The organism is Aeromonas sp. R4-3 (assembly GCF_040908275.1).
Lineage (GTDB): Bacteria > Pseudomonadota > Gammaproteobacteria > Enterobacterales > Aeromonadaceae > Aeromonas > Aeromonas rivipollensis.
Genome location: NZ_JBFODK010000032.1, coordinates 97162 through 123038, shown reverse-complemented (window position 1 = coordinate 123038; position 25877 = coordinate 97162). Strand labels below are relative to the sequence as shown.

Genomic DNA, 25877 nt, shown 5'->3' with positions numbered 1-25877 from the left:
CTCGCACTTGGGGAGGGGTTCCCGAGCGGCCAAAGGGATCAGACTGTAAATCTGACGGCTCTGCCTTCGAAGGTTCGAATCCTTCTCCCTCCACCATTCAAGTGCGAACAATCAGGAAAATACCCCGTGGAGGGGTTCCCGAGCGGCCAAAGGGATCAGACTGTAAATCTGACGGCTCTGCCTTCGAAGGTTCGAATCCTTCTCCCTCCACCATCTTCCTGCATTGCGTGAAAGGCCTGTAAAAAGTAGTACCCCTGTGGAGGGGTTCCCGAGCGGCCAAAGGGATCAGACTGTAAATCTGACGGCTCTGCCTTCGAAGGTTCGAATCCTTCTCCCTCCACCATCCTTCAGAAAACCCGGCCTGGCGCCGGGTTTTCGCATTTATGACCAGTGGTCATTTGACACTGTCAGATCTGACAATTGCCCTGCCCCCGCTTTTTCGAAACAGTGAATGCCTCGAATCGCAAGGAGCGCCCTCACATGTTTGAAATCTGGGATGAAAGGGGCCGGGAGCAAGGGTTGACGCTGCCCGAGCTGCAACAACGGCTGCGCCATTATCAGGGTGACGTCATGGTGCGCTATCTCAACCGCCTCGGCCTGCCAAGCACCCTGTTCCTGACCGTTGCGCAGGGCCAGGCCTACCAGCGCTTCAAGGCAGGATCCCCCAAACTCGACTGGGAGTGGCTGGCCCAGGCCATGCACGCGGTTCCGAGCCAGCACACCCAGCAGGCCATGGCAGCCCGCTGAGGCAGCCTCAGGCACGAGGGAGAAGCCCCCTCAGCTCCTCGACTATACGTCCAAGCAGTGCCCTGAATTCCCTCAATTCGGCTTCGCACTCCCCCGCCCCCTGCCGACGGATCTTCTCCTCCAGATGCCAGGCCTGCTGCGCCAGATCCTCGACCATCATCATGGAGATGGTGCCCGCCTGGCGATGCACCCAGTCTGCCAGCGCCTTGTCGTTCTCCTGCACCTGTGCCAGGGATTGCGCTAGCTCCTCGCAAAACTGGCCCAGCATCTGCGTGAAGGATTCACCCGTCCCGAACAGGCGCTGCAACGCGGCCACATCCAGCAGACCGGGGGACGGCAGCAGGTGCCATTTCATCAGCATGCCACGCAGCCCCTCCAGCAGCACCGGCTTGCCCAGCACATCGTTCATCCCGGCGGCCAGATAACGCTGCCCCTGCTCCGGCATCACATTGGCGGTCATGGCGATGATGGGAAGGGAGGCCAGGTCCCGGGTGGCGCGCACCCTGCGGGTAAAGTCGTAGCCGTCCATCACCGGCATCTGGCAGTCGCACAGGATGAGCTCATATGGCTGCTGCTCCAGCATGAGGAGTGCCTGCCCGCCATGCTCAGCCAGATCGCACCCCAGATCCAGCTGCCTGAGCTGACGCCGGATCAGGGTCTGGTTGAGGGGATTGTCTTCCACCACCAGCACCCGAGCGGGCAGCGGCAGGGAGGCCTCTGTCAGGGGCGAAGCCGCAGGCAAGGGGGCCTCCTCGCCCAGGCCGAGTTGACGATGACAGACCTCCCGCACCGCCTGCCAGGTCAGGGGATTGCTGTTGAGCCAGTAGGCTCCGTCTCGCCGCTGATAGCCCAGCACATTGCCAAGGGGGGCGATGCAGATGCCGTTGTCCGGCAGATCCCGCGCCTCGCCGAAGATGAGATCGGCCCCTCCCGGCTCATTCCATGTCTGCCCCCCCAGTGACAACAGGTGCTGGCGCAGGGTATGACGCAACCTCTCATCATCCACGGCCAGGAAGGCCCGCAATCCGGCCAGGAGAGGATCACACTCCTTCTGCCGCTCGAGCCCCAGGGTGACGGAGAGGCCGATAAAGGTCCCCACCCCGGGGGCACTCTCCAGCCTGAGCGTCCCTTCCATCAACTCCGCCAGGGTGTGGCTGATGCTGAGCCCAAGCCCGGTGCCGCCATGATTGCGGGTAGTGGCACCGTCGGCCTGTTCAAACGCATTGAAGATGCGGGCCTGCACCTCGGCACTCATGCCGATGCCGGTGTCCTGCACCCCGAACAGCAGCCGCTGTTCACCGGCACTCTGCCACTCCTGGCTTATCGACAGCTCGATAAAACCACGCTCGGTGAACTTGACCGCATTGCTCACCAGATTGAACAAGACTTGCTTGAGCCTGAGTACATCCCCGTTGAAGCGCGCCCCCACCTCATCATCCACCCGCAGATAGATCTGCAGCCCCTTGCGCTCCACCTCGCTGCTGATCATGGTGAGCACATTGTCGGCCAGCTCCCGCAGCAGGAAGGAGGTGGGCGCCAGCTGCATCTTGCCCGCATCCAGTTTGGCGTAATCCAGCACATTGCCGATGAGCTGCAGCAGCCCCTCAGCCCCCTGGTTGATGATGGCGACCATCTGGCGCTGCTCGAGATCCAGCGGGGTAAAGCTCAACTGCTCCGCCATGCCGAGGATGCCGTTCATGGGGGTGCGGATCTCGTGGCTCATGGTCGCCAGAAACTCGGCCTTCTTGCTGGCGGCCCGCTCCGCCAGCTCCTTGGCATGGGCGAGTGCCGCCTCCACCTCGCGGCGGCGCCTTATCTCCCGGTGCAGGCGCCAGTAGGCGATGCTGAGGATGAGGATGAAGAGCAGGACACCGGCCCCTAGGGGGATCAGGGTGCGCAGCAGCTTCTGCCACGGGATACCTTCGCTGTAGTTCAAGGCCAGCCAGGTATTGCGGATCTGCTGTTTCTCCTTGTCGCTCATGCTCACCAGCACCCGGTTGATCAGCGGCAGCAAGGGGGCATAGGACTCGCGCACCGCCACCACCAGTTCGTCCCGAAACGGGGTGGGTGCGACTATGTGCAGATTGTCGCCGAAGCGCTCATCAATCACCCGGGAGAGCACGGCCAGGTTGCCCACATAGGCATCCCCACGACCGGCGGCCACCATGGCCAACCCCTCCTCAGGGCCGGACACCACAGTAACGATGACATGGGGGATACGTGCCTTCAGCTCGCTCACCAGCATGCGATCGGTCACGATCAGCTGCTTGCCCGCCAGTTCGGCAAAGCCCCCAATGCTGTTGCTGCCACGGGCAGTGGCGATGACCACGGGGAAGGACGCAATAGGCCGGCTCACCTGCCAGCCGGTGAGCCGCTGGCTGACGCGAAGGGGCAGCACTATCAGATCCACCTCCTGGTGGATCTGCGCCTGCAACAGGGCCGAGCGGCTTGGGTCCGTTCGATGGCGATAGGCCAGACCCAGCTTCTCCTTGAACAGGCCGAGGTAGTCGTCGATGAGCCCGCTCACCCGCCCCTGACTGTCCAAAAACGAGAAGGGTGCCCAGCCCTCGAGCAGGCCGACTCTGAGCGGGGGCAACTGAGCGAGCCACTCCCGCTCATCCGGTCGCAGCAAGAAGCCGCTATGGCCTTGAAAACTCAGGCGGCTATCCCCCAGCCAGCGCCGTTCAAGCTCGGTGCGCTCCTCCACCGTCAGGGCCTGGATGGCGGTATCGAGCCGCACCCCCAGACTGGGTTTATGCCTGCTGACTCCCAGATGTAGGCTCTCCATCAAGAGGGGGGACTGGGCCACCACGGCCAGCTCAGGGTGCTGCCCGATGAACTCGTTGGTGACATGCAGGTTGCCAATGTAGGCATCGGCCTTCCCCTCCAGCACGGCGCGCAGGGCCGAGCTCGAATCGGAAAACAGGATGCGGGAGACCGACGGATAATGCAGCCGGATCAGCTTGTCCGTCAGAAACCCGATCTCGACGGCGATCCTGGCCTGACTCAGGCCGCTGACATCCCGAAACAGGGGGCTGTCGTGGCGCACCACCACCACGGTCGGGGATGAATAATAGGGTCGGCTGTAGGAGATACACTTGCGCTCGTCGGCGCGAAAGGCATCCAGCAAAATATCGACGTCACCGCGACAGCTCGCCTTATATAGATGACGCCAGTCCGTATAGGCTTTCCATTCGATGCGATAGTCAAGATTCTTGGCCAATAAGGCCATCAGCTCCACACTGAAGCCGCTGCCATTATTTCCATCCCATTGCTGAAATGGCCCCCAGCCACCTTTCAGCACACCCACTTTTATCACTTGCAAAGGGGGCTTGCTGGCGGCGATAGCAGAGTGGCAATATAGGACTAAATTAAATAGCAGTACTAAGGTGGCAAGTCTAAATAATATCGAGGGGTAACACCTCACCCTGTCAGCAAGCTGGGGAACATGTTTCATTTTATTGCTCGGAAAAAATCGGCGCATAAAGTATTATATAATCCACATGTTTAACACCCTGAATATTATTCATTGATTTATATGAGGCTCAATCATGTCTTTCAAAATCATTCTCGCCGATGATCATCCGTTGATACTGGCCGGGATCCGCAGCCTCATTACCCAGAGTCACATCGGTTGCGATATTGTTGCCGAGGCCCATCAGGTTTCTGAATTATTGAAAACATTGCAGCAACATAGCTGCGACCTGCTGATCACCGATTTCAGCATGCCGGGGGATGAACGCTGCGATGGTCTGGCCATGATCCAGCAATTGCGACGGGAATATCCCGAGCTGCCCATCATAGTGCTGACCCAGATACACAACGCCGGTATCTTGCAATCACTTGCCCAGTCGGGGGTGAGCGGCATCATTCTCAAGAAGGCCGTGCTCAATGAATTGACGGAGGCCATTCGCCAGATAAAGGCAGGTCAGCACTATATAGGCAACTCGGTCAACGCCGTGCTGGCAGAGGCCGGGTTGCTGCACCAGCCCCCCTCGGTACAGCTCACCCCCAGGGAGAACGAGGTGGTACGCCTGCTGGCCAGCGGCATGTCGGTCACCCAGGTGGCGGAGTACCTCAATCGCAGCGTCAAGACCATCAGCACCCAGAAAAAGAGCGCCATGCTGCGGCTCGGCCTGCAAAGCGACAGCGCCCTGTTTCACTATGCAAAAGAGATGGGACTGTAATAAGGGTTAATTGATGGCCACATCGATGATGATGGTGATATCACCTTTATAAGTGCTGCCAAAATATTTCATCATCTCTTGCACGGATTTCTTTTCCACGACGAATCTGAATGGCCTATTACTATCAGCCAATATTTTATGATATGAATACAGGTCTTTCTTTCCTGCATAGATAGGCCATTCCTGATTTCGGATGCCTGTGCCATACACCTTGACTGGTACTTTATGGCCATTCTTGTCGTTCTTTATCTGACAACCATCCCCCTGTGCATTCAGATATTGGCAGCTCAGGCTGGCATGATAAGGCACTGCGACCCAGAAGCGCGCCGGCAACACCGCATCCAGATAATCCGGGGTACGATAAATCCAGTGGAACCATCCCCCCGGAGGCTGCAAGACGACGCGATTCCCGCCGGCCGGAAAATCAATCTTGATCTGATGGCGAACCTTGATGGTGAAATTCACGGTCAGCTGAGTGTCCGTATAAGTGCCGGCGCCAAAATCGAAGTCCAGGTTATGCCCCATGGATAATGTCAGCTTGCCGGTATAGGTGCCATTTTCCATCGCCAGTGGATTGGGGGCTTTCAATTTATACCCCAGGTAAATCGAACTGATATTGAGATCCTTGCCCACCGAGCCCGTGTTTTGTCCATGGCAGCGGCCACCGGATGCGCTGGCGGACTCTTTGACGTTGCGATAGACGAACAGAGACGAGCTGTTCTTCCATGCACTGACGTAAGCACAATCCCCTTTTTCCGAGATAGTGGTGTCTGCGGGCACCGAGCCCACATTCATCTCGGAGCCGACCGACGTCACGATAAATTTGAGGGTGTAGGAGGCTCCCCCGCCCTGCTTGACCAGGGTCACGTCACGGGCGCCCGGAAAACCGAGATAGTGCACTCCCTCCCGGCTGTCGCTGCTCTCCTTCACCTTTCGCTTGATATTGGCATCGAACCGAACGGCCTGGGGCGTCTCCACTGTGGCCGTGGTGCTGCACCAGAAGCCGGTCGCGTCCGGAAACTGGGTGCAGGGGGTGGTGTTGATGAACTTGGCTCCCCCCGCCTCATAGGTCGCCGGGTTATATTCCGCCGTCACATTCAGGGTGGCGCCCTGGGCGGCCCCCCGATCAACAGGGCCAGCCACCAGCAACAACGCCTCATCTCCATTCTCATCTTCGACTCCTGTTCGAGGGCCTATTGGCTGGCCCAAATTTCGGGGCTGCACACCAGATCCCCCAGCAACAACAGATCCTGCTGACGCTCGGTACGGGCCGTATCCAGCGCCAGATCGCACTGCTGCACACCATGGAATTCCACCTGCAGGCTGGGGTTTCGCTCGCTCATCTCCACCGCAAAGAAGCCATCGGCCTCGCTGACGGTTCGCCCCGCGTGGTTGACCACCATGGCCCCCTTGAGCGGTGTCCCCTGCCCATCCAGCAGGCGACCTATCACTGTCACCGTCTTCATCACCCGCACCCTGTGATAGGCCACCCCCCCCTTGTTGAGGTGATAGGGCAGCAGGTTGGGGCGAATGGTCACCGACGGCGACTCGGCGCCCGCCATGTCCAGCTGTACGGCACCGCCGCGATAGGCGGTGACGGGCACCAGGTTGCGGCCGGGGCGCAGCACCACATTCCCTCCCTGATCGTCATAGGCGCGCAGGGCCAGCTCGGGAAGGTCGGACTCCAGATCCACTATCATGCCCGCCTCATACCCCCGGGATTGACCGGTCAGGGTCAGGCTGCCCTCATCGCCAAAGGCCAGGGTGCTGTCGAGGTTGAGCCCGCCACTCAAGGCCCGGTTGTAGGAAGATGAGAGCAGGTGGGCGTCGCCACTGGCGAGTGCCCCCTGAAAGCGGGCATGGCCCGCCATCCCGACCCCATAGCTGTCTGTGGTCAGGTTGGCCCCGATACTCTGCAAAGCGCCCCACTCCAGCCACTGCTGGTAACCGAGGGAGGCGTTGCGCTCCTGCCCGCCGGAGCGGGAGGTCCGGCTGCCAAGGCCGATGGCAAGCTGGCTGCGCTCTCCCCCCAGGTTCATGCTCAGGGAGAGCATGCTTCCCCTGTCCCGCGCATTGTCGGTGCTGATGCTGCCCGGGCGGTCGAACACCGTCAGGTTCCAGCTCACCCCCTGGCCGAGCAGCTCGCCGTTGTAACGCCAGCCCAGATCGGCCCCCAGCCCCTGCCCCTCCCGGTGCGCCAGATAGAGGTTGGCGGAGTGGTTCTCATCGAGTCGCTGCTGCAACGACAGGTTGCTCTGGGCAAGGTCACGCGCCTCCCCCTCCCCCAGCCCCCGATAGCGCTGCTGCTGATGACTGAGCACCAGGCTGCCGTCCCCATAGTGATAGAGCGCCTGCAGATCGAAGCCGGTGCCCACCCCCTGGGTCGCCATCAGGTTGCCAAACAGCCGCCACTGGTTGCCCGGGCTCCAGTCCGCCGAGAGACCATGCTGCCAGCGCTGGTCGATATACTGGCTGGATGCCCCCAGGATCACCGAGGGGGTGAGCAGGTGGTTGAGCATGACGCCGCCGCTCGTGCTCTCGGGGCGCTTCTCTTCCCGGTCGCTGAGCAGCCGGGTCTGCTGGCCCAGAAACAGGTTGAAGCGCCAGGCCTCCTCCGGGTTTTGCCAGTTGCCCGGCTTGTAGATCATCTCCCGCCGCCGCTCTGTGACCTGGCCATCTTCCAGCACCCGCAGCTCCACCTCGTAGATGCCGGTGGGCAGCACCCGGGTATCCAGGGCCTGCAGCCCCGAGCCCACCTGCTGGGAGTTGATGAGCAAGCCATCCTTGTAGATCTCGACCATGCCGGGCCGACTCGGGGTGACATAGAGCGGGACTGTGCTGGCCTTGCCCTGCTCCACCAGCAGGGTGTCCGAATCCCCCAGCATGACCCCGAGCACGGTCGGCGTACCGCCGCCAAACTGGGCAGGCTGGCGCACCAGCCCCTGGGCATAGGGGGAGAAATAGCCCAGCCGGTAGAAGCGCCCCTCCCCCTCATGCTCGGCATAGAGCTGCTGTACATGGTGCTGGGCAGGCTGGCCGGAAAACTGGCTCAGCTCCCCTTCCAGCAAGGGGGTCCACTGGCCGAGGCTGCCCTGGGCCGTCAGGTTGTAGCGGCCGCTGCGCTGCTCTTCCTCCCCCAGGGTCAGGTTCAGCTGATGGCGCATCAGGGCGCCATAGCTGCCCGCGGCAGGCAACTGGTGGTAGCGAGCCTGCTGTGATCCGCTCTCCACCCGGGTAGTTAGCACCGAGAGCTGGGAGTTCTCCAGGCTGTACTCCAGGGCCAGCACGCCATTGGCACACTCGCCCTGGCACGGGCCCAGGCGGTGGGGCACGGCCAGCACCTCGACCCAGCGCTGGCGTGTGCGCTCGTCCAGCTCACTCTCGTGGCCGTCGGTCAGGGTCAGCAGTTGTACGCTGGTGTCTTTGCCCAGCACTATCTCGCCCTCCCCCAGCAACTGCCCATCCACCAGGATGCGCACCGCCAGCGGGACGTCGAAGAAGTGATCGGCAAAGCCATCAGGCAAGTCTTGGGCTTGTTGCAACACATCGAGGGGCTGGGTGGCACGACCCTCAGTCGCCCAGACAGGCTGGCCCAGCAGGGCCAGCGCCAGCAGGAAAGAGAAATAGGGCACGGGTCATCTCACTCTTGGCATCAGCGCAAACAAAAAGGCTCCCCCGATACAGGGAGCCGAACTTAATCGCCGTCATTTGCTTAGGGCTTTTTGGGCGCTTCCGATTCAAACATCATGTTCACCACACCCTGATAGTTGCCGGGCTGATAGCCGGCCACAGGGGCGTCGGCGGGGATCACTTCCAGTCCCAGCAACTTGCCGGTCTTGGCATCCTCTGCCTTCATCACCTCGACTGAGGTGGTCGACAGGGCGACACCACCCACCTTGATGGTCAGGGGAATGTTGTCGTTGCCGCTGGCCATCACGGCCGGGTTGGTCAGGTAGCCGGTGATGGCGCCTATGGTGCTCTTGGCATCCAGCTGCTTGCTCAGCGTGTCCAGCTTCTTGGTGTAGGGGTTGTAGGCCAGCTTCTGCGGCGTGCTCATCCAGTTGTCGCCACCGGTCGGCTGCACATAGAAGGCCTCGCTCGGGATCTGGGCGGTCACTGTGACCTGATGTTCAATGCGTTCTGCCGCCATCAGATGGGCCGATACCAGCATCGCCAGGGGCGCAACAATCCATACTTTCATTACTCTCTCCTCTGTATAAACAAGAAACATCAGTGTCCAATCACCATGTTTCTACTCTGGTCACCCTCAATCAGCGCAAAGCGATAGAGGTGATCTTTCTGTTTCACAAGTTGCTTCTTCATGCTCGGCAACAGATGAATTTTTCCTGGTGTTGAACAGTTTTTTGCACGTCCATCACACTCCTCGAAAAAGTCCAGCACTATGGTGGCATTGCCGTTATTCACGACTGTGGTCATGGTGTCGGTCTCTATCAATTTCGTATCAAAACGGGTCTCTTTTGGCATGACAAAAATAATGGCGCCGAATCCGGTCAATATATTTACGCCGGCAGAGACTTGTTGCTGAGCATCAATACTCTGGTCATCCATATCGAATCCATCCTCTTTCCTGGGCAGCACGGGAATAAAGCGAACCCTGAAATAGCGCTCCTTGTCCCGCGCCCCCATATAGAGCAAGCGGGTAGCCTGTACCCCTTTGGCCGGGATGATCAGGCGCGACGGGCTGGCGATCAGGGCCCGGTTGCCTTCGGTCAGCTCCGCCGACTCACGGGGCTGGCCGGCGCCGTCATAGGTTATTTCGTGAATGGCTACCTTGACGAAGGCGGTGGTATCGCCCTGATTTCGGATCCGCTTTAAATAAGTTCCCTGCTGACCTGCCATATAGTCAAATAGGGTGCCTATGCTGATTTCGGCCGATGCCAATACGTTGCCGCTGAGCATCAGCAACAAAATAAAAAATAGGTTTCTCATCTTTATTCCAGACTGAATTTATTGCGGCACTATTGCTTGAACAAGATATTAATGAGCCGTTCGAATATTACTGGGGCCAGTTTATGCAGCATGCCGGGGGATGTTAATCGGAATAATCCTATATTGAATTTCAGGCGGCAGGCTCATTATCAGATAAATCCTACAGCTGCCGGGTGGCTGCACCCTGTATTATGCGCAGCCATCCATCGCCATCAGGTGAGAGCCATGTTTGCGTTCAAAGAAGAGTATCCGATGAGTGCCATGGCCACGATGGCCATGGCGGATGTCGCCGTTCCCTTTTACCAGCCGATTATAGGTCGGGACCGTCAGGTCAAGGGCTATGAAGCGCTGGCCAGGCGCTGGGATCCGGTGGCCCAGTGTTACAAAGGCATCGATTTTGCCTCCCTCAGCCAGGACGAATCCCTGCATCTGGATATCGTCATGCTCAGGGCCATCATGAGGGATCTGCCTGTCCTGGCGAAGGGGGGGCCCTATACGCTCTCCATCAACCTCAACCCGGCGCTCTCCAGCCCGACCTATCAGAACCTGTTGCTGCTGGTGCTGGTGCAGGCACGCAAGGTGGGGATCGACATCTGGTTCGAGGTGCTGGAATACGCCCGGCTGGAGAGCCAATACAGGGAGCTGATAGAGGTGCTGCGCGCCCATGGCGCCCACATCGCCTGCGATGACTTCGGCTCCCGGGAGTGCAACTTTCAGCGCCTGATGGCCCTGCCCTACGAGGTAGTCAAGCTGGACCGCTCCCTGCTGCTGCAGGCGGCACGCACCTCACACGCCTTCAAGATGCTGGTGGGCCTGGTGGCCTACCTGCAGCGCCTCGGCATGGCCGTGGTGTGCGAGGGGGTGGAGACCCAGCTCCATGTCGAGATAGCGAACCGCCTCGGCTGCGACTATCAGCAGGGCTACGCCTACGCCATGCCCTCCCCCCTCTCCCGCTGGTCCTAGGCACCCGGGACCAGAGGGTCAGCCGGGGCTCCTCTTGCCCTCGCGCTTATTCAGAACGGCCAGGCCCGTACCACCACAGGGCCTGGCTGCCCCTTCCTCTTCTTCAGGCTGTGAATGGACTCACACTTTGGCTCATTCAGAGCCCGTTTCAGATCAGCATCTCTATAATGGGCCCGCCTGGGCCTCTTCGGTGTCCTGGCATAACCTATTGATGCTACGGAATATTACAATGAAAAATAGCCACAAGACCCTGCTCGCCGCTGCCATTTCCCTCGGATTGATGGCAGGCTGTCACAGCAACAATGACTCCAAGGCCCCAGATCCCATGGTTCGCTTCGCTACCTTCAACCTCTCCTTCGATCGCACCGCCCCCGGCATGCTCTCCGGCGAACTGGCCCTGGACCGCGCCGCCCAGGACGCCCTGCTGGCCCGCTACCAGGAGGGCGACACCAGCCTCGGCAAGGCCGAGATAACCCAGGCCAAAAACGTGCAGCAGATCCGCAATATCGCCGAGATAGTGCAGCTCACCCGGCCGGATGTGTTCCTGCTGAACGAATTCGACAACGACGGCAAGGGCGAGAGCACAACGGATCTCAAGGCGTTCAACGACAACTACCTGGCCCATGCCCAGCACGGCGAGGTGCAGGCCATCAGCTACCCGGTGCTGCAGAATTTCGCCACCAACACAGGGCTGATGAGCGGTCATGACCTCAACCTGGACGGCAAGCTAAGCAGCGGGCCGGACGACGCCTGGGGCTTTGGCAACTACCACGGCCAGTACGCCTTTGCGGTGATGTCGAAATATCCCATCGACACCAAACAGATCCGCACCTTCCAGCACTTCAAGTGGAAGGATATGCCGGGCGAAACCAACCCCGTCATCGACGACTGCAACAACCCCAGGGCGCCGATCCCGGCCGGTCGCCAGTGCGGCGAGCCCTGGTATGACGCCGCGACCTGGGCGCAGTTCCCGCTCTCCTCCAAGAATCACGCCGACGTGCCGGTGCGCATCAAGCAAGGCAACAAGGAGGTGGTGGTCCACTTCCTCATCTCCCACCCCACGCCCCCCATCTTCGGCAATGCGGCGCGCCACAACGTCAAGCACAACAGGGCCGAGGTTGCCTTCTGGCAGGACTATGTGGAGAGCGCCAGCTACATGGTGGACGATGGGGGCAAGGCCGGCGGTCTGCCGGCGGGTGCCCGCTTCGTCATCGCCGGGGATCTCAACGCAGATCCGCAAGCGGGTGACGGGGATCTGAGTGCCATCCAGAACCTGCACAACCATGCGCTGGTCAACCAGGCGGTCACCAATGGCGCCCTGATCCCGGTGAGCCAGGGGGGCCCCGAGTGCCTCGCCAGCCAGCCGGATCAGTGCAAGCGTAACAACGGCCGTACCACACCGGAACGCATCACCAGCAGCAGCGGCCTGCAGCTCGATCACCTGATCCCCTCCGCCAACCTCAACGCGGTGGCCTCCGGCGTGTTCTGGCCCGCCAGCTTCGAGCCGGGTTACCACCTGGTGTATGACCCACAGCTCGGCATCGCCAAGGGAGTGAGCTCGGATCACCGCCTGGTGTGGGTGGACATCGAACTGGACCAGTGATGTTCAGGATCACTCGATGAAAAGCGGGGCCATGATGGCCCCGCTTTTTTGCATCTGGCGCTAGACCAGCTTCTCGACCCGGGCCGGCAAGCCCTGGCGCGCCGAGGAGCCGATGGCCCAGTCCACCAGGGGATAACGGCCGTGGCGGCTGGGATCCAGCACCGCCAGATCGTTGAGGTTGACCCCGGCGCCGCGCAGGGCGCTGGCCGCCACCGGCTGGCCGTCTACCCAGTGCTCCCGCGCCCCCAGCTCCTTGTGACCGAAGCCGTGTTCGATGGCGATGGCATCTTCCTGCACCCCGGCCACGCACTCGGCCAGCCCGATCACGCTGCCATTGGGGGTACTGACCCGCACCCTGTCCCCGCTCACTATGCCGAGGCGCGCCGCCGTCTGGGCGTTGAGCCGCACCCCGTTGCTGGGGTGCACCTGGCGCAGGCGATCCGAGCTTATGCTCATGGAGCTCATGGTGTGGGACTTGTAGCTGGTGAGCAGCAGGGGCCACTGGGCAGGCTTGAACGCCTCGCTCAGCGGCGTGCCATCGGCGAGCTGGGCACGGAAGAAGCGCGGGGTGCCGCTCAGGAACTGGCCGCTCTGGCTGTGACGGCGGCTGCCCACCGCCGGGTTCCACAGCATCAGGGGCTTGGGCCAGCGCTTGCTCGGCTGCCCCGCCTCGTCGCGCCCCTTGGCGACCGGCTCGAAGCGCCCGCCTCGGGCGAAGAGGTAGGCGGCGCGACTCGCCTCCTCCGCGCTCAGGGTGGCGTTGAGGGTGGGCAGGATCCGCTCCACCCCGGACCAGGCGAGATCCTCAGGCCCAATGGCGGGTACAGGCTCACCCAGATAGGCGACGTTCGCCGCCCCGTAGAGGGAGAAGTCCGCCGCCTTGTGAAGACCGTACAGCTTGCCATCCGCCCCTTTCAGGGCCCCCTCGCCAAAGCCCGGCAACCCCAGGCGTTTCGCCACCGCGATGAGGAAGGACTCCATGCAGACCGGATCCCCCGAGGCGGTCTTGGCGACGCGAGGCTCCACCACAGGCCAGCGCCCGGTCGAGACCTTGGTCATGACCCCGTGCCAGGCGGTGGCCCAGCCCCAGGACTCGTAGGTCAGGGTGTCAGGCACTATGTAGTCCGACAGCGCCGAGGATTCGTTGATGAAGCTGTCGATGCTGACAAAGAGCGGCAGCACCTTGGGGTCCTTGAGCTGTTCACCTATGGCCTGGTGCAGCCCCGCCTGACCGTAGAGGGGGTTGCCCATGTGGTTGATCCAGGCCTTGGCACGGTAGGGATAACCGCTCACCGCCGCGGTCAGGTGCTCGCCGAGCAGGGGGCCCGAGATCGGGAACCAGGGCTCGTGAGCCGGATAGGGGTTCTGCCCCGCCTCTTTCTTGCGGCGATATTCGGAGGTCTTCTCGTAGGGGAACTTGGAGCGGGACAGGAAGACGCCGGCGGGTTTCACCATGCCGGGGAAACTCGCCAGATCGTAGCGCGGCCCTGCGCCGAAGGGGTCAAACTTGCCGCCGCTCGCCACGGCGCCGCCCCGGGCGTTGAGGTTTCCTATCATGGCGTTGAGCATCATGATGGCCCAGGCCGTGTAGAAGCCGTTGGCGCTCATGGTGCCGCCGTGGGTGATCACCGCCGCCCGGGTGCCGTGGCTGGTGAACTCCCGCGCCAGTTCCTTGATGTCGGCCACCGGCACGGCGCACTCGGCACTGTATTGCTCGAGGGAGTGCTCCCGGCTCGCCTCGGCCAGCAGCTGGAAGCTGCTCTTGACCGCCAGCGCCCCGCCCGGGGTCGAAATGCTGCGCGCCACCCAGAGTCGGGCCCGCTCGCAACGGCCGGCCGGTGTCGGCTCGTCACTCCCCTCTTCGACCACCAGCACGGCATCCCCCTCGCCATAGGCCTCGCCCTCAAAGGGCAGCCCCAGATCGCTGGCGTGCAGCATCTGGCCGAAGCGGGGGTGCGACTCGTCGCAGACCACCAGATGGCTGGCGTTGCTGAAACCGCGATAGCCGGCCCGCTCGGCGGCCTCGGCATTGGGGGCCGCCAGGAAGGGTTCGGCGTAGCGCTCGTTGTCGATGATCCAGCGCAGCATGGCCATGGCCAGGGCCGAGTCCGTGGCGGGCCTGATGGGCAGCCAGCGGTTGGCGGGGGCGGACGGCATGTTCACCGTGTTCGGCAGACTCGGCGCCACCACCACATAGGAGAAGGGCTTGCCCTGCCGTGCCCGCCCCGCCGCCAGCTGGCGGGACTGGCGTTTGAAGGGGTTGCCGGACTGCTGGGGTGAGGTGCCCATGAACAGCAGGAAGTCGCTCTCGTCCCAGTCGGGCTTGAGGTGGGCGTTCTTCTCCAGATCGTCCAGCAGGGCGCCGGCCCCGACCCGGAACGACAGGCCGCAGTAAGCGCCGTGGTTGGCGAAGTTGCGGGTGCCGAAACTGTTGAAGGTGAAGCGCTTGATGAAGGCATCGCGCCCCTCGTCCGAGGCGTTGCTCACCAGCAGCTGGTTCGCCCTGGGGCCGTATTCCGGGTTGGCGGGATCGAGCGGCTCGGCCAGGTTGCGGATGGCCCTGAGCCCCTCGACCTGGCCCTCCCCGAACAGATCGCCCCCCTCCACCACCTCCTCGATCAGCTGTTCGAAGGGGATGCTCTGCCAGCGACCGCTGCCACGGGGGCCGACCCGCTTGAGGCAGCGGGTGACCCTGTGGGGACTGTCGAGCTGCTCCAGCATGGCGTTGCCCCGGGCGCAGGCGGTGGAGCGGCCATCCAGGCCCCCCTCCTGATAGCCGCTGGTAGCGAGCAGCGCCTGCTTGATCGGCGTCTTGAAGTCGATGTGGTGCAGGGCTGAGAGCGGGTGATAGGGGTTGCCGAGGATACGCACTATCTTGTCGCTCTCGTTGTCGATGCGGGCCCGCACCCCGCACAGGGTCCAGCAGCCGAGGCACATGGTGTTGGCGAGGCGCTGCGCCGGGTTGGGGTGAAGTTCCCCTCCCTCATCGACCCTGTACTCCACCGCCAGGGAGTTGCCGTGGATGGGATCCCGGGTCGGCTTGCCCGAGCTGCCGGTAGCCACTCCGCTCGCCACCTGCTTGAGGGTGTCGCTGTAACCGGCCACGAAGAGCCCTGTGCCCCCGGCGATGGCGGCCCCTTTTAGAAACTTGCGTTTGCTGTGATCCATCAGAGTGCCTCGCGAGCGCAATGGGTGGTGGCTGCCTGGGTGGCAGATGAAGTTGTGACGGATGGCAGAGCCGGGGCGCGCACCAGCTCGGAGAGCGCCACCAGCAGGGCCAGCAGCAGGCCGAAGGTGCCGAGGATGCCGAGCACCCCGGCCGGCCCCCAGGCGATCTGGTAGACATAGACGCCGGCGCCATATTTCGGTGCCAGCTGCCCCTGAATAAGCACCAGCCAGCGCAGGCCCCACACCAGGTGCAGTGCCAGCAGCCCCAGGCCCCAGGTTTGCAGGCGGGTGGAGAATCGGTGCCCCGCCAGCAGCAACAGGCCGAGCAGGGCCAGGGTCAGCAGCAACCAGTGGGCCGCCAGCCGCCAGCTAGGATCCAGCCGATAGAGTGCACTCGCCTCAGCCGCCGAGGCGCCGCCAAACAGGGCCCAGCCCAGCAGGGAGAAGGCGAGCAGCGCCAGGGTCGGGCGGATCTGGCGCAGCAGCCCAGCCTCCGTGCCCTGCTGCCAGCCGGTCAGCAGGCGGTTGAGCAGCAGCAGGGCGCTCTGGGCCGCCAGCAGGGCGCTCAGCGCCAGCAGCCAGGGCAACCAGGGGGTATGCCAGAGCGGGCGCGCCTGCACCGCCATGGTCTCGAGCCCGGTGTAGAGGGCTATGCTGAGCCCGCTCAAAGCCGCCATCAAAGCCAGCGGCTTGAGCCAACGCTCGCCGGACCAGCTCCCCAGGCAGAGCAGCCGCGCCAGGGCGGCGACCCTGTCCCGCTCCTCCCCACGCCTGGCCAGGTTCGGCCTTAGCAGCAGCCAGCCAAACAGCATGGATAGCAGGCTGAACAGGGGCAGCAGGTAGGCGCCATACCACATGATGGAGGTGAAGCGGGTCTGGGCGTAGAAGTGCCAGGCCCGGGCCGGCTGGTGCAGATCCGCGGTCAGGGCGATGGGCGCTACCACCCCTGCCCCCATCATCAGCACGGCGGCCAGGGTCTGCAGCCGCCGATCCGGCGCCTTGCGCCACAGATCGGCCGCGCCCAGCCAGAGGGCCCCATAGGCGAGGCCGATGAGGAAGAAATATTGCACCGCCCAGGGCAGCCAGGTGATGGGTTGATCCGGGGCCAGCAGTTCGTTAATGGTCATGGGCTATCTCCTTGCCGTCGTCGCCGAGCAGGGTGCGCTGCGCCGGATGGCCGTCGATCTTGCTGACGAAGGCCTCATCCATGCCCAGATAGAAGACCCGCGGCTGGGTATGGGCCTCCGGCTTGAGCACCTTGAGGGCCGGCTCGTATTCCCGCAGCAGCCGGCTTATCTGGCTCTTGGGATCGTTCAAGTCCCCTATGATGCGCGCCTCGCCGACGCAGCTCTCCACACAGGCGGGCAAGAGCCCCGCCTCCAGCCGGTGGGCGCAGAAGGTGCACTTGTCGGCGGTGTTGGTCTCGTGGTTGATGAAGCGGGCGTCATAGGGGCAGGCCTGCACGCAGTAGCCGCAGGCGACGCACCAGTCGTTGTTGACCACCACTATGCCGTCATCGCGCTGGAAGGTGGCGCCCGTGGGGCAGACGTCGAGGCAGGCGGGCTCGGCGCAGTGGTTGCAGAGCCTCGGCAGCATCAAGAGGGAGGCGGGGGCATCGAGTGCCGCCAGGTCGCTCACCTCGTACTGGCTGACAGTGGTGCGAAACAGGCCGAGAGGGGGCTGGTTCTCTATGGTGCAGGCCACTGTGCAGGCCTGACACCCGACGCAGCGGCGCAAGTCGATCAGCATGCCGTAGCGCTTGCGGCCATCCCCCCGGCTGATGGCCGCCCGCCCATTGCGGGGCACGGGGACGGACTGGGCCTGAGTCACGGGGATCAAGGCCGCCCCTGCGGTGAGGGCGGCGATCCCGGATAACAATCGGCGCTTGCTGAGCTCCATGGCTTCTTTCCTTCTGCTGAGCTGGCTTCCCCCAAGAGGGGGGTTGGGCTGATTGTCCGCAACGCAGCAAGTCGCCTCTATTGTGGTTTTCCACATACCGGGAGCCGGGTTGATCCAGCGCAATAAAACCGGCCCCATAACCGCCAAACTGTGACCAAAGCCCCATTCGCCACCCCATCACGGCGCCTGGGCGGCCCAGCGCACCGTCCCGGTGATAGACTGGCTTCCCCACCCCCCCATCAGCCGCCCAAGGAGAGCGCCCTGTTCCGTCACGCCCCCTCATCGCTCGCCCGCCAGCCCCTGCTGGCCCTGTTGCTCTGGATCTGGGTCGTCCCTTCCCTGGCCGGGCCTGTGCCGCCCCAGACAGAGTCGGCGCTGGCCCAGAGCGAGCCGGTGCAGGCTTTGGCAGAGCCGGTGCGAATAGGCGTGCTGGCGACCCGCGGCCCGGCGCTTGCGAAGGCCCAGTGGCAGCCGCTGATGGGCTGGCTGGATGATCGCGTGCCAGAGCGGCGCTTCGCGCTGGTGCCCCTGGAGCTCGATGCCCTGGCCGAGGCCGTCGCGCAAAGCAGGCTCGACTTTGTCATCACCAACCCGGGCCAGTCGGTGAGTCTGGCGCGCCAGTATCCGCTGGCCTGGCTCGCCACCCTCAAGAGCCCGGCGGGGGGTGACAACCTCGCCATAGGCGCCGCCCTGGTGGTGCGCGCCCATGCCCCCTACCGGCACTGGCAGGATCTCGAGGGGCGGCCGGTCGCCGCCGTGTCGGAAAACGCCTTTGGTGGCTACCTCGCCTACCGCTTCGAGGCGGACGAGCAGGGGGTCAGGCTGGAGCGCTTCTTCTCCGCCGTGCGCTTCACCGGCTTTCCCCTGGACAGGCTCATCGAGCAGCTGGCGGCGGACCAGGTCGCCGCCGCCATAGTGCCGGTCTGCCAGCTGGAGCGCATGGTGCGGGAGGGCAAGGTCGCCGACTCGGATTTTCGGGTGCTGGACAACCAGGCGCCGGCGGGCTTTGGCTGTCAGAGCTCGACCCGGCTCTACCCGAACTGGGCCTTTGCCCAGACGGAGCAGGCCTCCCCTGCGCTTGCTCTGGCGATGACGCGAGCCCTGTTCGACCTGCCAGCAGACAGCGAGGCAGCCATGGCCGCCGATTCGGCGGGCTGGACAGTACCCACCAGCCAGCTTGGCATCGACCGCCTGCTCAAGGCGCTGGATCGCCACCCCCTGCAGGGCCCCTGGTGGCAATCGGCCTGGCACTGGCTGCGCCAGCATCAGCAGTGGGGCTGGGGCGCCCTGGCGCTGGTGCTGCTGCTCGGCGGCCACCACCTGCTGCTGCAACGGCTGTTCAACCGCAGCCAGCGCCGACTGCTCGCCAGCCGCCGCCAGCTCGACGATCAGGCCCGTCAGCTTGAGCGCAAGGGGCGCCAGCTCGAGCAGGCCAGGCGCCTCGCCGAACTCGGCGAACTCGGCGCCAACATGGCCCACGAGATCAACCAGCCCCTCACCGCCATCGCCAACTACAGCCAGGGTGCCCTGCTGCGCCTCGCGAGGCAGGGGCAGGATCCGGCCACAGCCGCATCACAGGAACCCCTGCACCAGGCCCTGGAGCAGATTGGCCTGCAGGTCCAGCGCATCAACCAGACAGTCAACCGGCTGAGATCCCGGCTGCAAAAGCGCCCCCGCCAAGCCGAGCCCACGGACCTGGTCGCCCTGGTGGAGGGCCTGCAGCCCTTGCTCGGTCAGATGCTGGCCCCCCTCGGCGTCACCTTCACCCTGCGCTGGCGGGGGCAGCCGCGCCTGCTCCCCCTGGATGGCATAGGGGTGGAGCAGTTGCTGATGAACCTCATCAAGAATGGCGCCGAGAGCGCGGCACGAACGGACGGCCCAGCGGCGCAAAGGGCTGAGCCGGGCCGGGTCGAGCTGCTTGTCTGCTTCGAGGCGGCGCTCTTGATCCTGGAGATCCGCGACAACGGCCCCGGCCTGAGGATGCCAGAGGCCTGGCTGCAGCAGGCGTTTCACAGCGACAAGGACGACGGCATGGGGCTGGGGCTCGCCATCTGCCGGGACGTGGTCGAGTGTCATCGCGGCCAGCTCGCCTTGAGCAACCTGAGCCCCCATGGCTGCCTGGCCCGGGTGGCCCTGCCCGACCCTCAGCAGCGGCTTGAGGCCGCTTCCCATCCCAATCCAAGGAGCTGATATGCAGTACGTTGACCGCCCTCCCCTCTATCTGGTCGATGACGACGAGGCCGTGCTCGACTCCCTGCGCTTCATGCTGGAGAGCTGCGACGAGCGGCAGCTGCGATGCTTTGCCGACGGCGAGCGCTTCCTGGAAGAGGTCGATCTGCGCCTGCCCGCCTGTCTGATCCTGGATTGCCGCATGCCGGGGCTGTCGGGCCCCGAGGTGCAGCAGCGGCTGAAGGCGGCCCAGAGCCCCATCGCCATACTGTTTCTCACCGGCCACGGGGAGGTGCCCCTGGCGGTGGAGTCCCTCAAGCAGGGGGCGGTGGATTTCTTGCAAAAGCCGGTGCAGCTGGCGCCCCTGCTCGCCGCCATAGCGCGGGCCGAGCAGGCGACGCAGAGTGCGGCCACCCGTTTAGCCCATAGACACGCCTTCGAGCGGCTCACCCCCCGCGAGCACCAGCTGTTGCAGCTCATCGCCCAGGGCCACAAGAACCAGCAGATAGCGCAGGATCTCTGCATCTCGGTGCGCACCGTCGAGGTGTGCCGCGCCAGCCTGATGAGGCGGCTCGAGGTCGATTCCCTGGCCGAGCTGATGCTGCTCTATGCGGCGGTCAATGGGCGGCCCTGAATCGCTCACGCCATGGGCAAACCCCAGCCCCGGGGCATAAAACGTGGCGAGATCACACACTTGGCGCCGCCTTGGGGGTAGAGTAGCCCCTTCCCTTTATCAGGGCCGACCTAGGTCCTGCGCATTATTTCGAGGAGACATCATGGAACTGCTTCTGCTTAGCAATGGCAAAACCACCGAACACCCGGGCCTGCTCGGCTGGGCCCGCGACCGGGTGCAGACCCTGCTCGCCCGCAAACAGGTCAAGCGCATCCTGCTCATCCCCTATGCGGTGATCCGCAGCGACTGGGATGCCCGCGCCCAGGATCTCGCCGAGAGCCTGGGGGTGGAGACCATCAGCATCCACCAGTTCGACGATCCCGTGGCGGCCATCAACCAGGCAGACGCCATCTTCATCAGCGGCGGCAACACCTGGCGCCTCAACCAGCTGTTGCACGAATACGGTCTGGTGGTGCCCATCCAGCGCGCCGTGCGTGAACGGGGCGTGCCCTATGTGGGCTGGAGCGCAGGTTGCAACGTGGCGACCCCGAGCATCCGCACCACCAACGACATGCCGGTGTGCAGCGCCGCCGTGTTGCCGGCGCTGGGCCTGTTCCCGCTGCAGATCAATCCCCACTACCTGGACGCCAGCATCAGCGGCCACATGGGGGAGACCCGGGACGAGCGGCTCGCCGAGTTCTGCGCCATCAACCCGAGCGAATCCGTGGTGGCCCTGCGCGAAGCCAGCCTGTTGCAGATCAGCGGCGAGAGCAACGGCGAGACCGTCGAGTACTGGAGCGTGCGCGGCGAAGGCTTCAAGATCTTCAAGCACGGCGAGACGACCCAGGAGTATGAGGACGCCGCTCCCCTGGCCGCCCTCACCCCCTTCATCCCCAAGATCTGAGTCAGGGGCGCTGCAATGAAAAGAGGGATGGCCAAGGCCATCCCTCTTTACGTTTGCTCGCGCGGGAGTGAGGCCCCGCAAGGGCCCTCACTCCAGGATCGCCAGCGCCTCCTTGCCACCGCCACGCTTGGGGGCTTTTAGCAGCAACACCAGCGGAATGGCGCACAGGCTGACCCACATCATCAGGCGGAAGTCCTGCAAATAGGCGAGCAGGCTGGCCTGGCGAGTCACCTCGCCGTTGAGCATGGCGAGCCCCTTGGGGGTGACCAGCGCCGCCGTCCCCATCCCCTGCTGCAGACCGGCATTGAAGGGAGTGATGTAGGAGGCGAACACCTCGTGGTTCATCTGGGTGCGCTGGGCCAGGTAGGTGATGACCACAGAGATGCCGATGCTGCTGCCGATGTTGCGCACCAGGCTAAACAGCGCCGTGCCCTCGTTGCGATAGCGCGGCGCCAGGGTCGCGAAGGTGATGGTGGAGAGCGGCACGAAGATGAAGCCAAGCCCCAACCCCTGGACTATGCCGGTGCGCACTATGTCCCAGCTGCTGATGTCGGTGTTGAACAGCGTCATCTCCCACATGGAGAAGCTGGTAAGCAGCAACCCCAGCAGGATCAGGATGCGCACGTCCACCCGGCCCGACAGCCTGCCCACCAGCATCATGGCGAACATGGTGCCGACCCCGCGCGGTGCCAGCAGATAGCCGACGTCGATCACCGGGTAGCCCATCAGTCCCTGCATGAAGGGGGGCAAGAGCGTCATGGTCGCCAGCAAGATGATGCCGACGATGAAGATGAACACCAGACCGACGCTGAAGTTGCGATCCTTGAACAGGGCCGGCTCTATGTAGGGATGGGGATGGGTGAAGATGTGCACCACGAAGAGATAGAAGGCCATCACCATCATGACGGTCTCGATCACTATCTCCCGGCTGGCGAACCAGTTCTGGGATTCCCCCCTGTCCAGCGCCATCTGCAGCGCCCCTATCCCCAGGCTCAGCAGGGCAAAGCCCAGCAGATCGAAGCGGCGGCTGGCATCGAGCTTGGTCTCCTCGATGAAGGCGGCGAGCCCGAACCAGGCCAGCAGGCCGAACGGCAGATTGATGTAGAACACCCAGCGCCAGTTGTAGTACTCGGTGAGCCAGCCCCCCAGCGACGGCCCGAGGATGGGGCCCACCATGACACCTATGCCCCACATCGCCATGGCGGAGCCGTGCTTCTCGGGAGGATAGGTATCGAGCAGCACCGCCTGGGAGAGGGGCACCAGGCTGGCGCCGAAGATCCCCTGCAGCAGCCGGAACAGCACTATCTGATCCAGGCTCTGGGCCGCGCCGCACAGCATGGAGGCGACGGTAAAGCCCGCCACCGACCACATAAACAGCCTTTTCCGACCAATTCTTGCCGAGATAAAGCCGGTCAGCGGCATGAAGATGGCGGCCGCCACTATGTAGGAGGTGAGCACCCAGGAGATCTGATCCTGGGTCGCGCCCATGGCCCCCTGCATATGGGGCAGGGCCACGTTGGCTATGGTGGTGTCCAGCGCCTGCATTATGGTGGCCAGCATCACCGACAGTGTGATGAAGGTGCGGCGGGAGACCTGGTCTGTGCCCTCCGTATCTGTTGTCGTCATATCAACCTCGACCTGACAAGCCGGGCAGAGTGCGCTGGTGGCCGGTATCGATTTCGGCGGTGGCGCTCAGGCCGGCGCGCAGGGTGGGCAGATCCGCCCCGTCCTCCAGCTTGATCCGCACCGCGACGCGCTGGGCTATCTTGACCCAGTTACCGGTGGCGTTCTGGGCCGGGATCACCGAGAACTCGGAGCCGGTGGCCGGGCTCAGGCTCTCCACCACACCGTGCCAGCGGGCGTCCGGGTAGGTGTCCACGCTGATGTCGACCTGCTGGCCCGGCTGCACATGGGTCAGCTCTGTCTCGGTGAAGTTCGCCTCCACCCAGGGGCTGTCGGTCTCCACCAGCATCATGGCGGTCATGCCCACCAGGCTGTACTGGCCGGGCTTGGGCAGCTGGCTGGCGATGCCGTTGGCGGGGGCATAGATGGTGGTGCGGGCCAGATCCAGCTTGGCCTTGGCCAGACCGGCGGCGGCTTCCTGATAGGCGGGCTGCTGCTCCACCGGCAGGTTCACGTCACCGTTCAGAGAGGCTTCTATCTTCTTGAGCCCCTCCTCCAGCGCCACCTGCTGCTGGGCTGTCTGTATGGTGAGCTGGCGGGCGTCATCGTAGTTGGCGGTGGAGGTGAAGTGCTTGGCCACCAGATCCGCCTGGCGACGCTCCTCCTTCAGGGCATAGGCATGGCGCGTGCGGGCCACGTCTATCTCCGCCTGCTGACCGCGATAGCTGGTCTGCAGCGCCACCAGATCGGTGCGCACCTTGGCGAGTTCGGCCTCGGCCTTGGTCACGGCGACCCGGAAGGACTCGGGGTCCAGCTCGAACAGCGGCTGACCGGCCTTGACCTGCTGGTTCTCGGCGACGAACACCTTGGCCACCCGGCCCAGCACCTCGGTACTGATGGGCACCTTGTCCGCCTTCACATAGGCATTGTCGGTCTCCACATAGCGTCCGCCGTGGAGGTAAATGGCGCCCGCCCCGACCAGGACCAGTGCCGGTACAACCACCAGCAGCAGCAGGCGGGTACGGCGCCGGTTCATCTTGGGACGGGGGGAGGAGGGTGAGTCAGTGGTCATAAAATCGCTCCGCTGTGTTGCGTCAAAGTGAGAAATCAGGGATGAGAGAGGTTGGCGCGCAGTATCTTGAGGGAGTGACAGAGCGCATCCGTCGCCTCCTCCCCCAGCTCGCCGATGGCTCGCTGGTGCACCAGATCGGACGCCTGCTTGATCATCGCCAGATAGGGGGTTGCGGCCTCGGTCAGGTAGAGCTGATAGGCCCGGCGGTCGCCGGGATCGCTGCGCCGCTCCACCAGACCGTTCTCGGCCAGCTGATCCAGCTGGCGGGCCAGGGTGATGGGCTGGATATCCAGGCCGTCGGCCAGCTCCACCTGACGTATCCCCTCGCGGCGCGCTATGTGCACCAAGGCGCGGGCCTGGGCCAGGGTCAGACAGCTGCCTTCCAGCTGCTGCTGGAACTGACGGCGCATCAGACGCTGTACGTCGCCGATCAGGAATCCGAGGGAGTCGGGTTGTTTGTTCATAGCATGCAACCTATATAGTAAGCTTTGCTTATTATAAGCCATGGGCCGATATATGCAAACTGGCCCCGGCCGCCGTTTGGGTTCATGCTGGGGACCACCACCTCAACGGCAGGAGAAACATCATGGATATCAGGATGGAGCGGGACAGTCTGGGGGAGATAGCCGTCCCGGCGGACAGACTGTGGGGCGCCCAGACCCAGCGCTCCCTGCACCACTTCAACATCTCGGGGGAGCGCCAGCCCATGGAGATCATCCATGCCCTCGCCCGTATCAAGTCCGCCTGCGCCAGGGTGAACCACGCCCTGGGGCTGCTGCCCGCCCGCAAGGCCCAGGCCATCATGGCCGCCGCCGACGAGGTGCTGTGCGGCCTGCACGACGCCGAGTTTCCCCTGATGGTGTGGCAGACCGGCTCAGGCACCCAGACCAACATGAACCTCAACGAGGTGCTGGCGAACCGGGCCAGCGAGCTGCTCGGCGGCGAACGGGGAGAGGCGCGGCTGGTGCACCCCAACGACGAGGTGAACAAGAGCCAGTCGAGCAACGATGTCTTCCCCAGCGCCATGAACCTGGCGGCAGTCACCGCCATCACCGGCCAACTGCTGCCGGCCCTCATCACCCTCAAACAGACCCTGGCCAGCAAGGCCGCCGCCTTCGACGACATCATCAAGATTGGCCGCACCCACCTGCAGGACGCCACCCCCCTCACCCTGGGTCAGGAGATCTCCGGCTGGGTCGCCCAGCTCGCTCAGGGGGAGCGCCATCTGAATGCCGCCCTGCCCCATCTGTGTGAGCTGGCCCTCGGCGGCACCGCGGTCGGCACCGGTCTCAACTGCCCGCCCGGCTTTGCCGAGGCGGTGGCAAACACCTTGGCACAGCAGACCGGCCTGCCCCTGGTGAGCGCCCCCAACAAGTTCGAGGCCCTGGCGGCAAGCGATGCCCAGGTCCATGCCCATGGCGCCCTCAAGACGCTCGCGGCCTCTCTCATGAAGATCGCCAACGACGTGCGCTGGCTGGCGAGCGGCCCCCGCAGCGGGCTCGGGGAGCTCAGTATTCCGGAGAACGAACCCGGCTCCTCCATCATGCCGGGCAAGGTCAACCCGACCCAGAGCGAGGCGCTCACCATGCTCTGCGCCCAGGTGATGGGCAACGATGTGGCCATCAACATCGGCGGCGCCAGCGGCAACTTCGAGCTGAACGTGTTCAGGCCCATGATCGCCCATAACTTCCTGCAGAGCGTGCGCCTCTTGGCGGACGGCATGCAGAGCTTCCACGATCACTGCGCCGTCGGCATAGCTGCGAACCGGGCGCGCATCGACGAGCTGCTGGCCCGCTCCCTGATGCTGGTGACGGCGCTCAACCCCCACATCGGCTATGACAAGGCCGCCGAGATCGCCAAACTGGCCCACCACCAGGGACTGACGCTGCGGGAGGCGGCCATCGCCTCCGGTCACCTCACGGCCCAGCAGTTCGATGCCTGGGTGGTGCCCGCCGACATGGTAGGACGGCAGCCATAGG

Annotated in this window: 19 protein-coding genes and 3 tRNA genes; 11 read left to right on the top strand and 11 right to left on the bottom strand. The window is 63.8% G+C overall.

Annotated elements, in window-relative coordinates; translation table 11 throughout:
• The first annotated feature begins 11 nt into the window (after positions 1-11).
• The 4 genes from AB5Y91_RS11300 (at position 12) to AB5Y91_RS11285 (ending at position 747) form a co-directional block, all read left to right on the top strand.
• Positions 12-96: transfer RNA gene (locus tag AB5Y91_RS11300), tRNA-Tyr, on the top strand.
• Positions 97-128: 32 nt separating this feature from the next.
• Positions 129-213: transfer RNA gene (locus AB5Y91_RS11295), tRNA-Tyr, on the top strand.
• A gap of 45 nt (positions 214-258) precedes the next feature.
• Positions 259-343, top strand: a tRNA-Tyr gene (locus AB5Y91_RS11290).
• Positions 344-480: 137 nt separating this feature from the next.
• Entirely contained in the window at positions 481-747 is a 267-nt protein-coding gene (locus tag AB5Y91_RS11285) for a hypothetical protein (protein WP_111909851.1), read from the top strand.
• Positions 748-754: 7 nt separating this feature from the next.
• Here the strand turns inward: AB5Y91_RS11285 and AB5Y91_RS11280 are convergent, their stop codons facing one another.
• Positions 755-4204: a transporter substrate-binding domain-containing protein gene (locus AB5Y91_RS11280; RefSeq protein WP_368169825.1), complete on the bottom strand. Its 3450-nt coding sequence runs from the start codon at positions 4202-4204 to the stop codon at positions 755-757.
• Between the two features lie 94 nt (positions 4205-4298).
• Between AB5Y91_RS11280 and AB5Y91_RS11275 the strand changes: the two genes are divergently transcribed.
• The gene (locus tag AB5Y91_RS11275; protein WP_368169824.1) at positions 4299-4934 is read left to right on the top strand and encodes a response regulator; all 636 of its coding nucleotides are present in this window, start codon (positions 4299-4301) and stop codon (positions 4932-4934) included.
• A gap of 6 nt (positions 4935-4940) precedes the next feature.
• Here the strand turns inward: AB5Y91_RS11275 and AB5Y91_RS11270 are convergent, their stop codons facing one another.
• From AB5Y91_RS11270 to AB5Y91_RS11255, 4 genes are all read right to left on the bottom strand, one after another.
• On the bottom strand, positions 4941-6086 hold the full coding sequence (locus AB5Y91_RS11270; protein WP_368169823.1) for a hypothetical protein: 1146 nt from the start codon (positions 6084-6086) through the stop codon (positions 4941-4943).
• Positions 6087-6127: 41 nt separating this feature from the next.
• On the bottom strand, positions 6128-8566 hold the full coding sequence (locus AB5Y91_RS11265; RefSeq protein WP_368169822.1) for a CS1-pili formation C-terminal domain-containing protein: 2439 nt from the start codon (positions 8564-8566) through the stop codon (positions 6128-6130).
• An 80-nt stretch (positions 8567-8646) separates the two neighbouring features.
• Positions 8647-9135 carry a CS1 type fimbrial major subunit gene (locus AB5Y91_RS11260; RefSeq protein WP_111909846.1) on the bottom strand — a complete coding sequence of 163 codons (489 nt, stop codon included), beginning with the start codon at positions 9133-9135 and terminating at the stop codon, positions 8647-8649.
• Between the two features lie 29 nt (positions 9136-9164).
• On the bottom strand, positions 9165-9884 hold the full coding sequence (locus AB5Y91_RS11255; protein WP_368169821.1) for a hypothetical protein: 720 nt from the start codon (positions 9882-9884) through the stop codon (positions 9165-9167).
• 225 nt (positions 9885-10109) lie between these two features.
• On the opposite strand from AB5Y91_RS11255, the gene AB5Y91_RS11250 reads away from it, so the two are divergent.
• The gene (locus AB5Y91_RS11250; protein WP_168235691.1) at positions 10110-10847 is read left to right on the top strand and encodes an EAL domain-containing protein; all 738 of its coding nucleotides are present in this window, start codon (positions 10110-10112) and stop codon (positions 10845-10847) included.
• A gap of 229 nt (positions 10848-11076) precedes the next feature.
• A complete protein-coding gene (locus AB5Y91_RS11245; protein ID WP_368169820.1) occupies positions 11077-12450 on the top strand; it encodes an endonuclease/exonuclease/phosphatase family protein in 1374 nt (457 codons plus the stop codon).
• 60 nt (positions 12451-12510) lie between these two features.
• On the opposite strand, the gene AB5Y91_RS11240 is transcribed toward AB5Y91_RS11245, so the two are convergent.
• From AB5Y91_RS11240 to dsrO, 3 genes are read right to left on the bottom strand one after another with little or no spacing between them, the layout of a single operon-like run.
• Positions 12511-15618 (bottom strand): tetrathionate reductase subunit A, encoded by a 3108-nt coding sequence (locus AB5Y91_RS11240; protein ID WP_368169819.1) that lies wholly within the window; start codon positions 15616-15618, stop codon positions 12511-12513.
• A complete protein-coding gene (gene nrfD / locus AB5Y91_RS11235) occupies positions 15618-16745 on the bottom strand; it encodes an NrfD/PsrC family molybdoenzyme membrane anchor subunit (RefSeq protein WP_368169818.1) in 1128 nt (375 codons plus the stop codon). Before nrfD ends, AB5Y91_RS11240 begins: the two co-directional genes overlap by 1 nt.
• The gene (gene dsrO, locus AB5Y91_RS11230; protein WP_368169817.1) at positions 16735-17517 is read right to left on the bottom strand and encodes a sulfate reduction electron transfer complex DsrMKJOP subunit DsrO; all 783 of its coding nucleotides are present in this window, start codon (positions 17515-17517) and stop codon (positions 16735-16737) included. The genes nrfD and dsrO overlap by 11 nt, the downstream gene beginning before the upstream one ends.
• Positions 17518-17817: 300 nt before the next feature.
• Between dsrO and AB5Y91_RS11225 the strand changes: the two genes are divergently transcribed.
• The 3 genes from AB5Y91_RS11225 to pepE all read left to right on the top strand — a co-directional run bounded on the left by AB5Y91_RS11225 (position 17818) and on the right by pepE (position 21203).
• On the top strand, positions 17818-19707 hold the full coding sequence (locus tag AB5Y91_RS11225) for a PhnD/SsuA/transferrin family substrate-binding protein (protein ID WP_368169826.1): 1890 nt from the start codon (positions 17818-17820) through the stop codon (positions 19705-19707).
• A 1-nt stretch (position 19708) separates the two neighbouring features.
• Positions 19709-20320 carry a response regulator transcription factor gene (locus AB5Y91_RS11220; protein WP_368169816.1) on the top strand — a complete coding sequence of 204 codons (612 nt, stop codon included), beginning with the start codon at positions 19709-19711 and terminating at the stop codon, positions 20318-20320.
• A 142-nt stretch (positions 20321-20462) separates the two neighbouring features.
• Positions 20463-21203, top strand: a complete 741-nt coding sequence (gene pepE / locus AB5Y91_RS11215; protein ID WP_106885977.1) for a dipeptidase PepE — start codon at positions 20463-20465, stop codon at positions 21201-21203.
• Between the two features lie 87 nt (positions 21204-21290).
• Here the strand turns inward: pepE and AB5Y91_RS11210 are convergent, their stop codons facing one another.
• From AB5Y91_RS11210 to AB5Y91_RS11200, 3 genes are read right to left on the bottom strand one after another with little or no spacing between them, the layout of a single operon-like run.
• On the bottom strand, positions 21291-22829 hold the full coding sequence (locus AB5Y91_RS11210; protein ID WP_139745948.1) for a DHA2 family efflux MFS transporter permease subunit: 1539 nt from the start codon (positions 22827-22829) through the stop codon (positions 21291-21293).
• 1 nt (position 22830) lies between these two features.
• Entirely contained in the window at positions 22831-23898 is a 1068-nt protein-coding gene (locus AB5Y91_RS11205; RefSeq protein WP_163156221.1) for an HlyD family secretion protein, read from the bottom strand.
• 35 nt (positions 23899-23933) lie between these two features.
• Entirely contained in the window at positions 23934-24362 is a 429-nt protein-coding gene (locus tag AB5Y91_RS11200; protein ID WP_106885974.1) for a MarR family winged helix-turn-helix transcriptional regulator, read from the bottom strand.
• Between the two features lie 122 nt (positions 24363-24484).
• Between AB5Y91_RS11200 and fumC the strand changes: the two genes are divergently transcribed.
• A complete protein-coding gene (gene fumC / locus AB5Y91_RS11195) occupies positions 24485-25876 on the top strand; it encodes a class II fumarate hydratase (RefSeq protein ID WP_368169815.1) in 1392 nt (463 codons plus the stop codon).
• The last annotated feature ends 1 nt before the right edge of the window (position 25877 follow it).

Excerpts from the sequence above, each read along its gene's own strand:
- AB5Y91_RS11285 (WP_111909851.1), top strand. The coding sequence starts at position 481 with ATGTTTGAAATCTGGGATGAAAGGGGCCGGGAGCAAGGGTTGACGCTG.
- AB5Y91_RS11280 (WP_368169825.1), bottom strand. The coding sequence starts at position 4,204 with ATGAAACATGTTCCCCAGCTTGCTGACAGGGTGAGGTGTTACCCCTCG.
- AB5Y91_RS11275 (WP_368169824.1), top strand. The coding sequence starts at position 4,299 with ATGTCTTTCAAAATCATTCTCGCCGATGATCATCCGTTGATACTGGCC.
- AB5Y91_RS11260 (WP_111909846.1), bottom strand. The coding sequence starts at position 9,135 with ATGAAAGTATGGATTGTTGCGCCCCTGGCGATGCTGGTATCGGCCCAT.
- AB5Y91_RS11255 (WP_368169821.1), bottom strand. The coding sequence starts at position 9,884 with ATGAGAAACCTATTTTTTATTTTGTTGCTGATGCTCAGCGGCAACGTA.
- AB5Y91_RS11250 (WP_168235691.1), top strand. The coding sequence starts at position 10,110 with ATGTTTGCGTTCAAAGAAGAGTATCCGATGAGTGCCATGGCCACGATG.
- AB5Y91_RS11245 (WP_368169820.1), top strand. The coding sequence starts at position 11,077 with ATGAAAAATAGCCACAAGACCCTGCTCGCCGCTGCCATTTCCCTCGGA.
- AB5Y91_RS11240 (WP_368169819.1), bottom strand. The coding sequence starts at position 15,618 with ATGGATCACAGCAAACGCAAGTTTCTAAAAGGGGCCGCCATCGCCGGG.
- nrfD (WP_368169818.1), bottom strand. The coding sequence starts at position 16,745 with ATGACCATTAACGAACTGCTGGCCCCGGATCAACCCATCACCTGGCTG.
- dsrO (WP_368169817.1), bottom strand. The coding sequence starts at position 17,517 with ATGGAGCTCAGCAAGCGCCGATTGTTATCCGGGATCGCCGCCCTCACC.
- AB5Y91_RS11220 (WP_368169816.1), top strand. The coding sequence starts at position 19,709 with ATGCAGTACGTTGACCGCCCTCCCCTCTATCTGGTCGATGACGACGAG.
- pepE (WP_106885977.1), top strand. The coding sequence starts at position 20,463 with ATGGAACTGCTTCTGCTTAGCAATGGCAAAACCACCGAACACCCGGGC.
- AB5Y91_RS11210 (WP_139745948.1), bottom strand. The coding sequence starts at position 22,829 with ATGACGACAACAGATACGGAGGGCACAGACCAGGTCTCCCGCCGCACC.
- AB5Y91_RS11205 (WP_163156221.1), bottom strand. The coding sequence starts at position 23,898 with ATGACCACTGACTCACCCTCCTCCCCCCGTCCCAAGATGAACCGGCGC.
- AB5Y91_RS11200 (WP_106885974.1), bottom strand. The coding sequence starts at position 24,362 with ATGAACAAACAACCCGACTCCCTCGGATTCCTGATCGGCGACGTACAG.
- fumC (WP_368169815.1), top strand. The coding sequence starts at position 24,485 with ATGGATATCAGGATGGAGCGGGACAGTCTGGGGGAGATAGCCGTCCCG.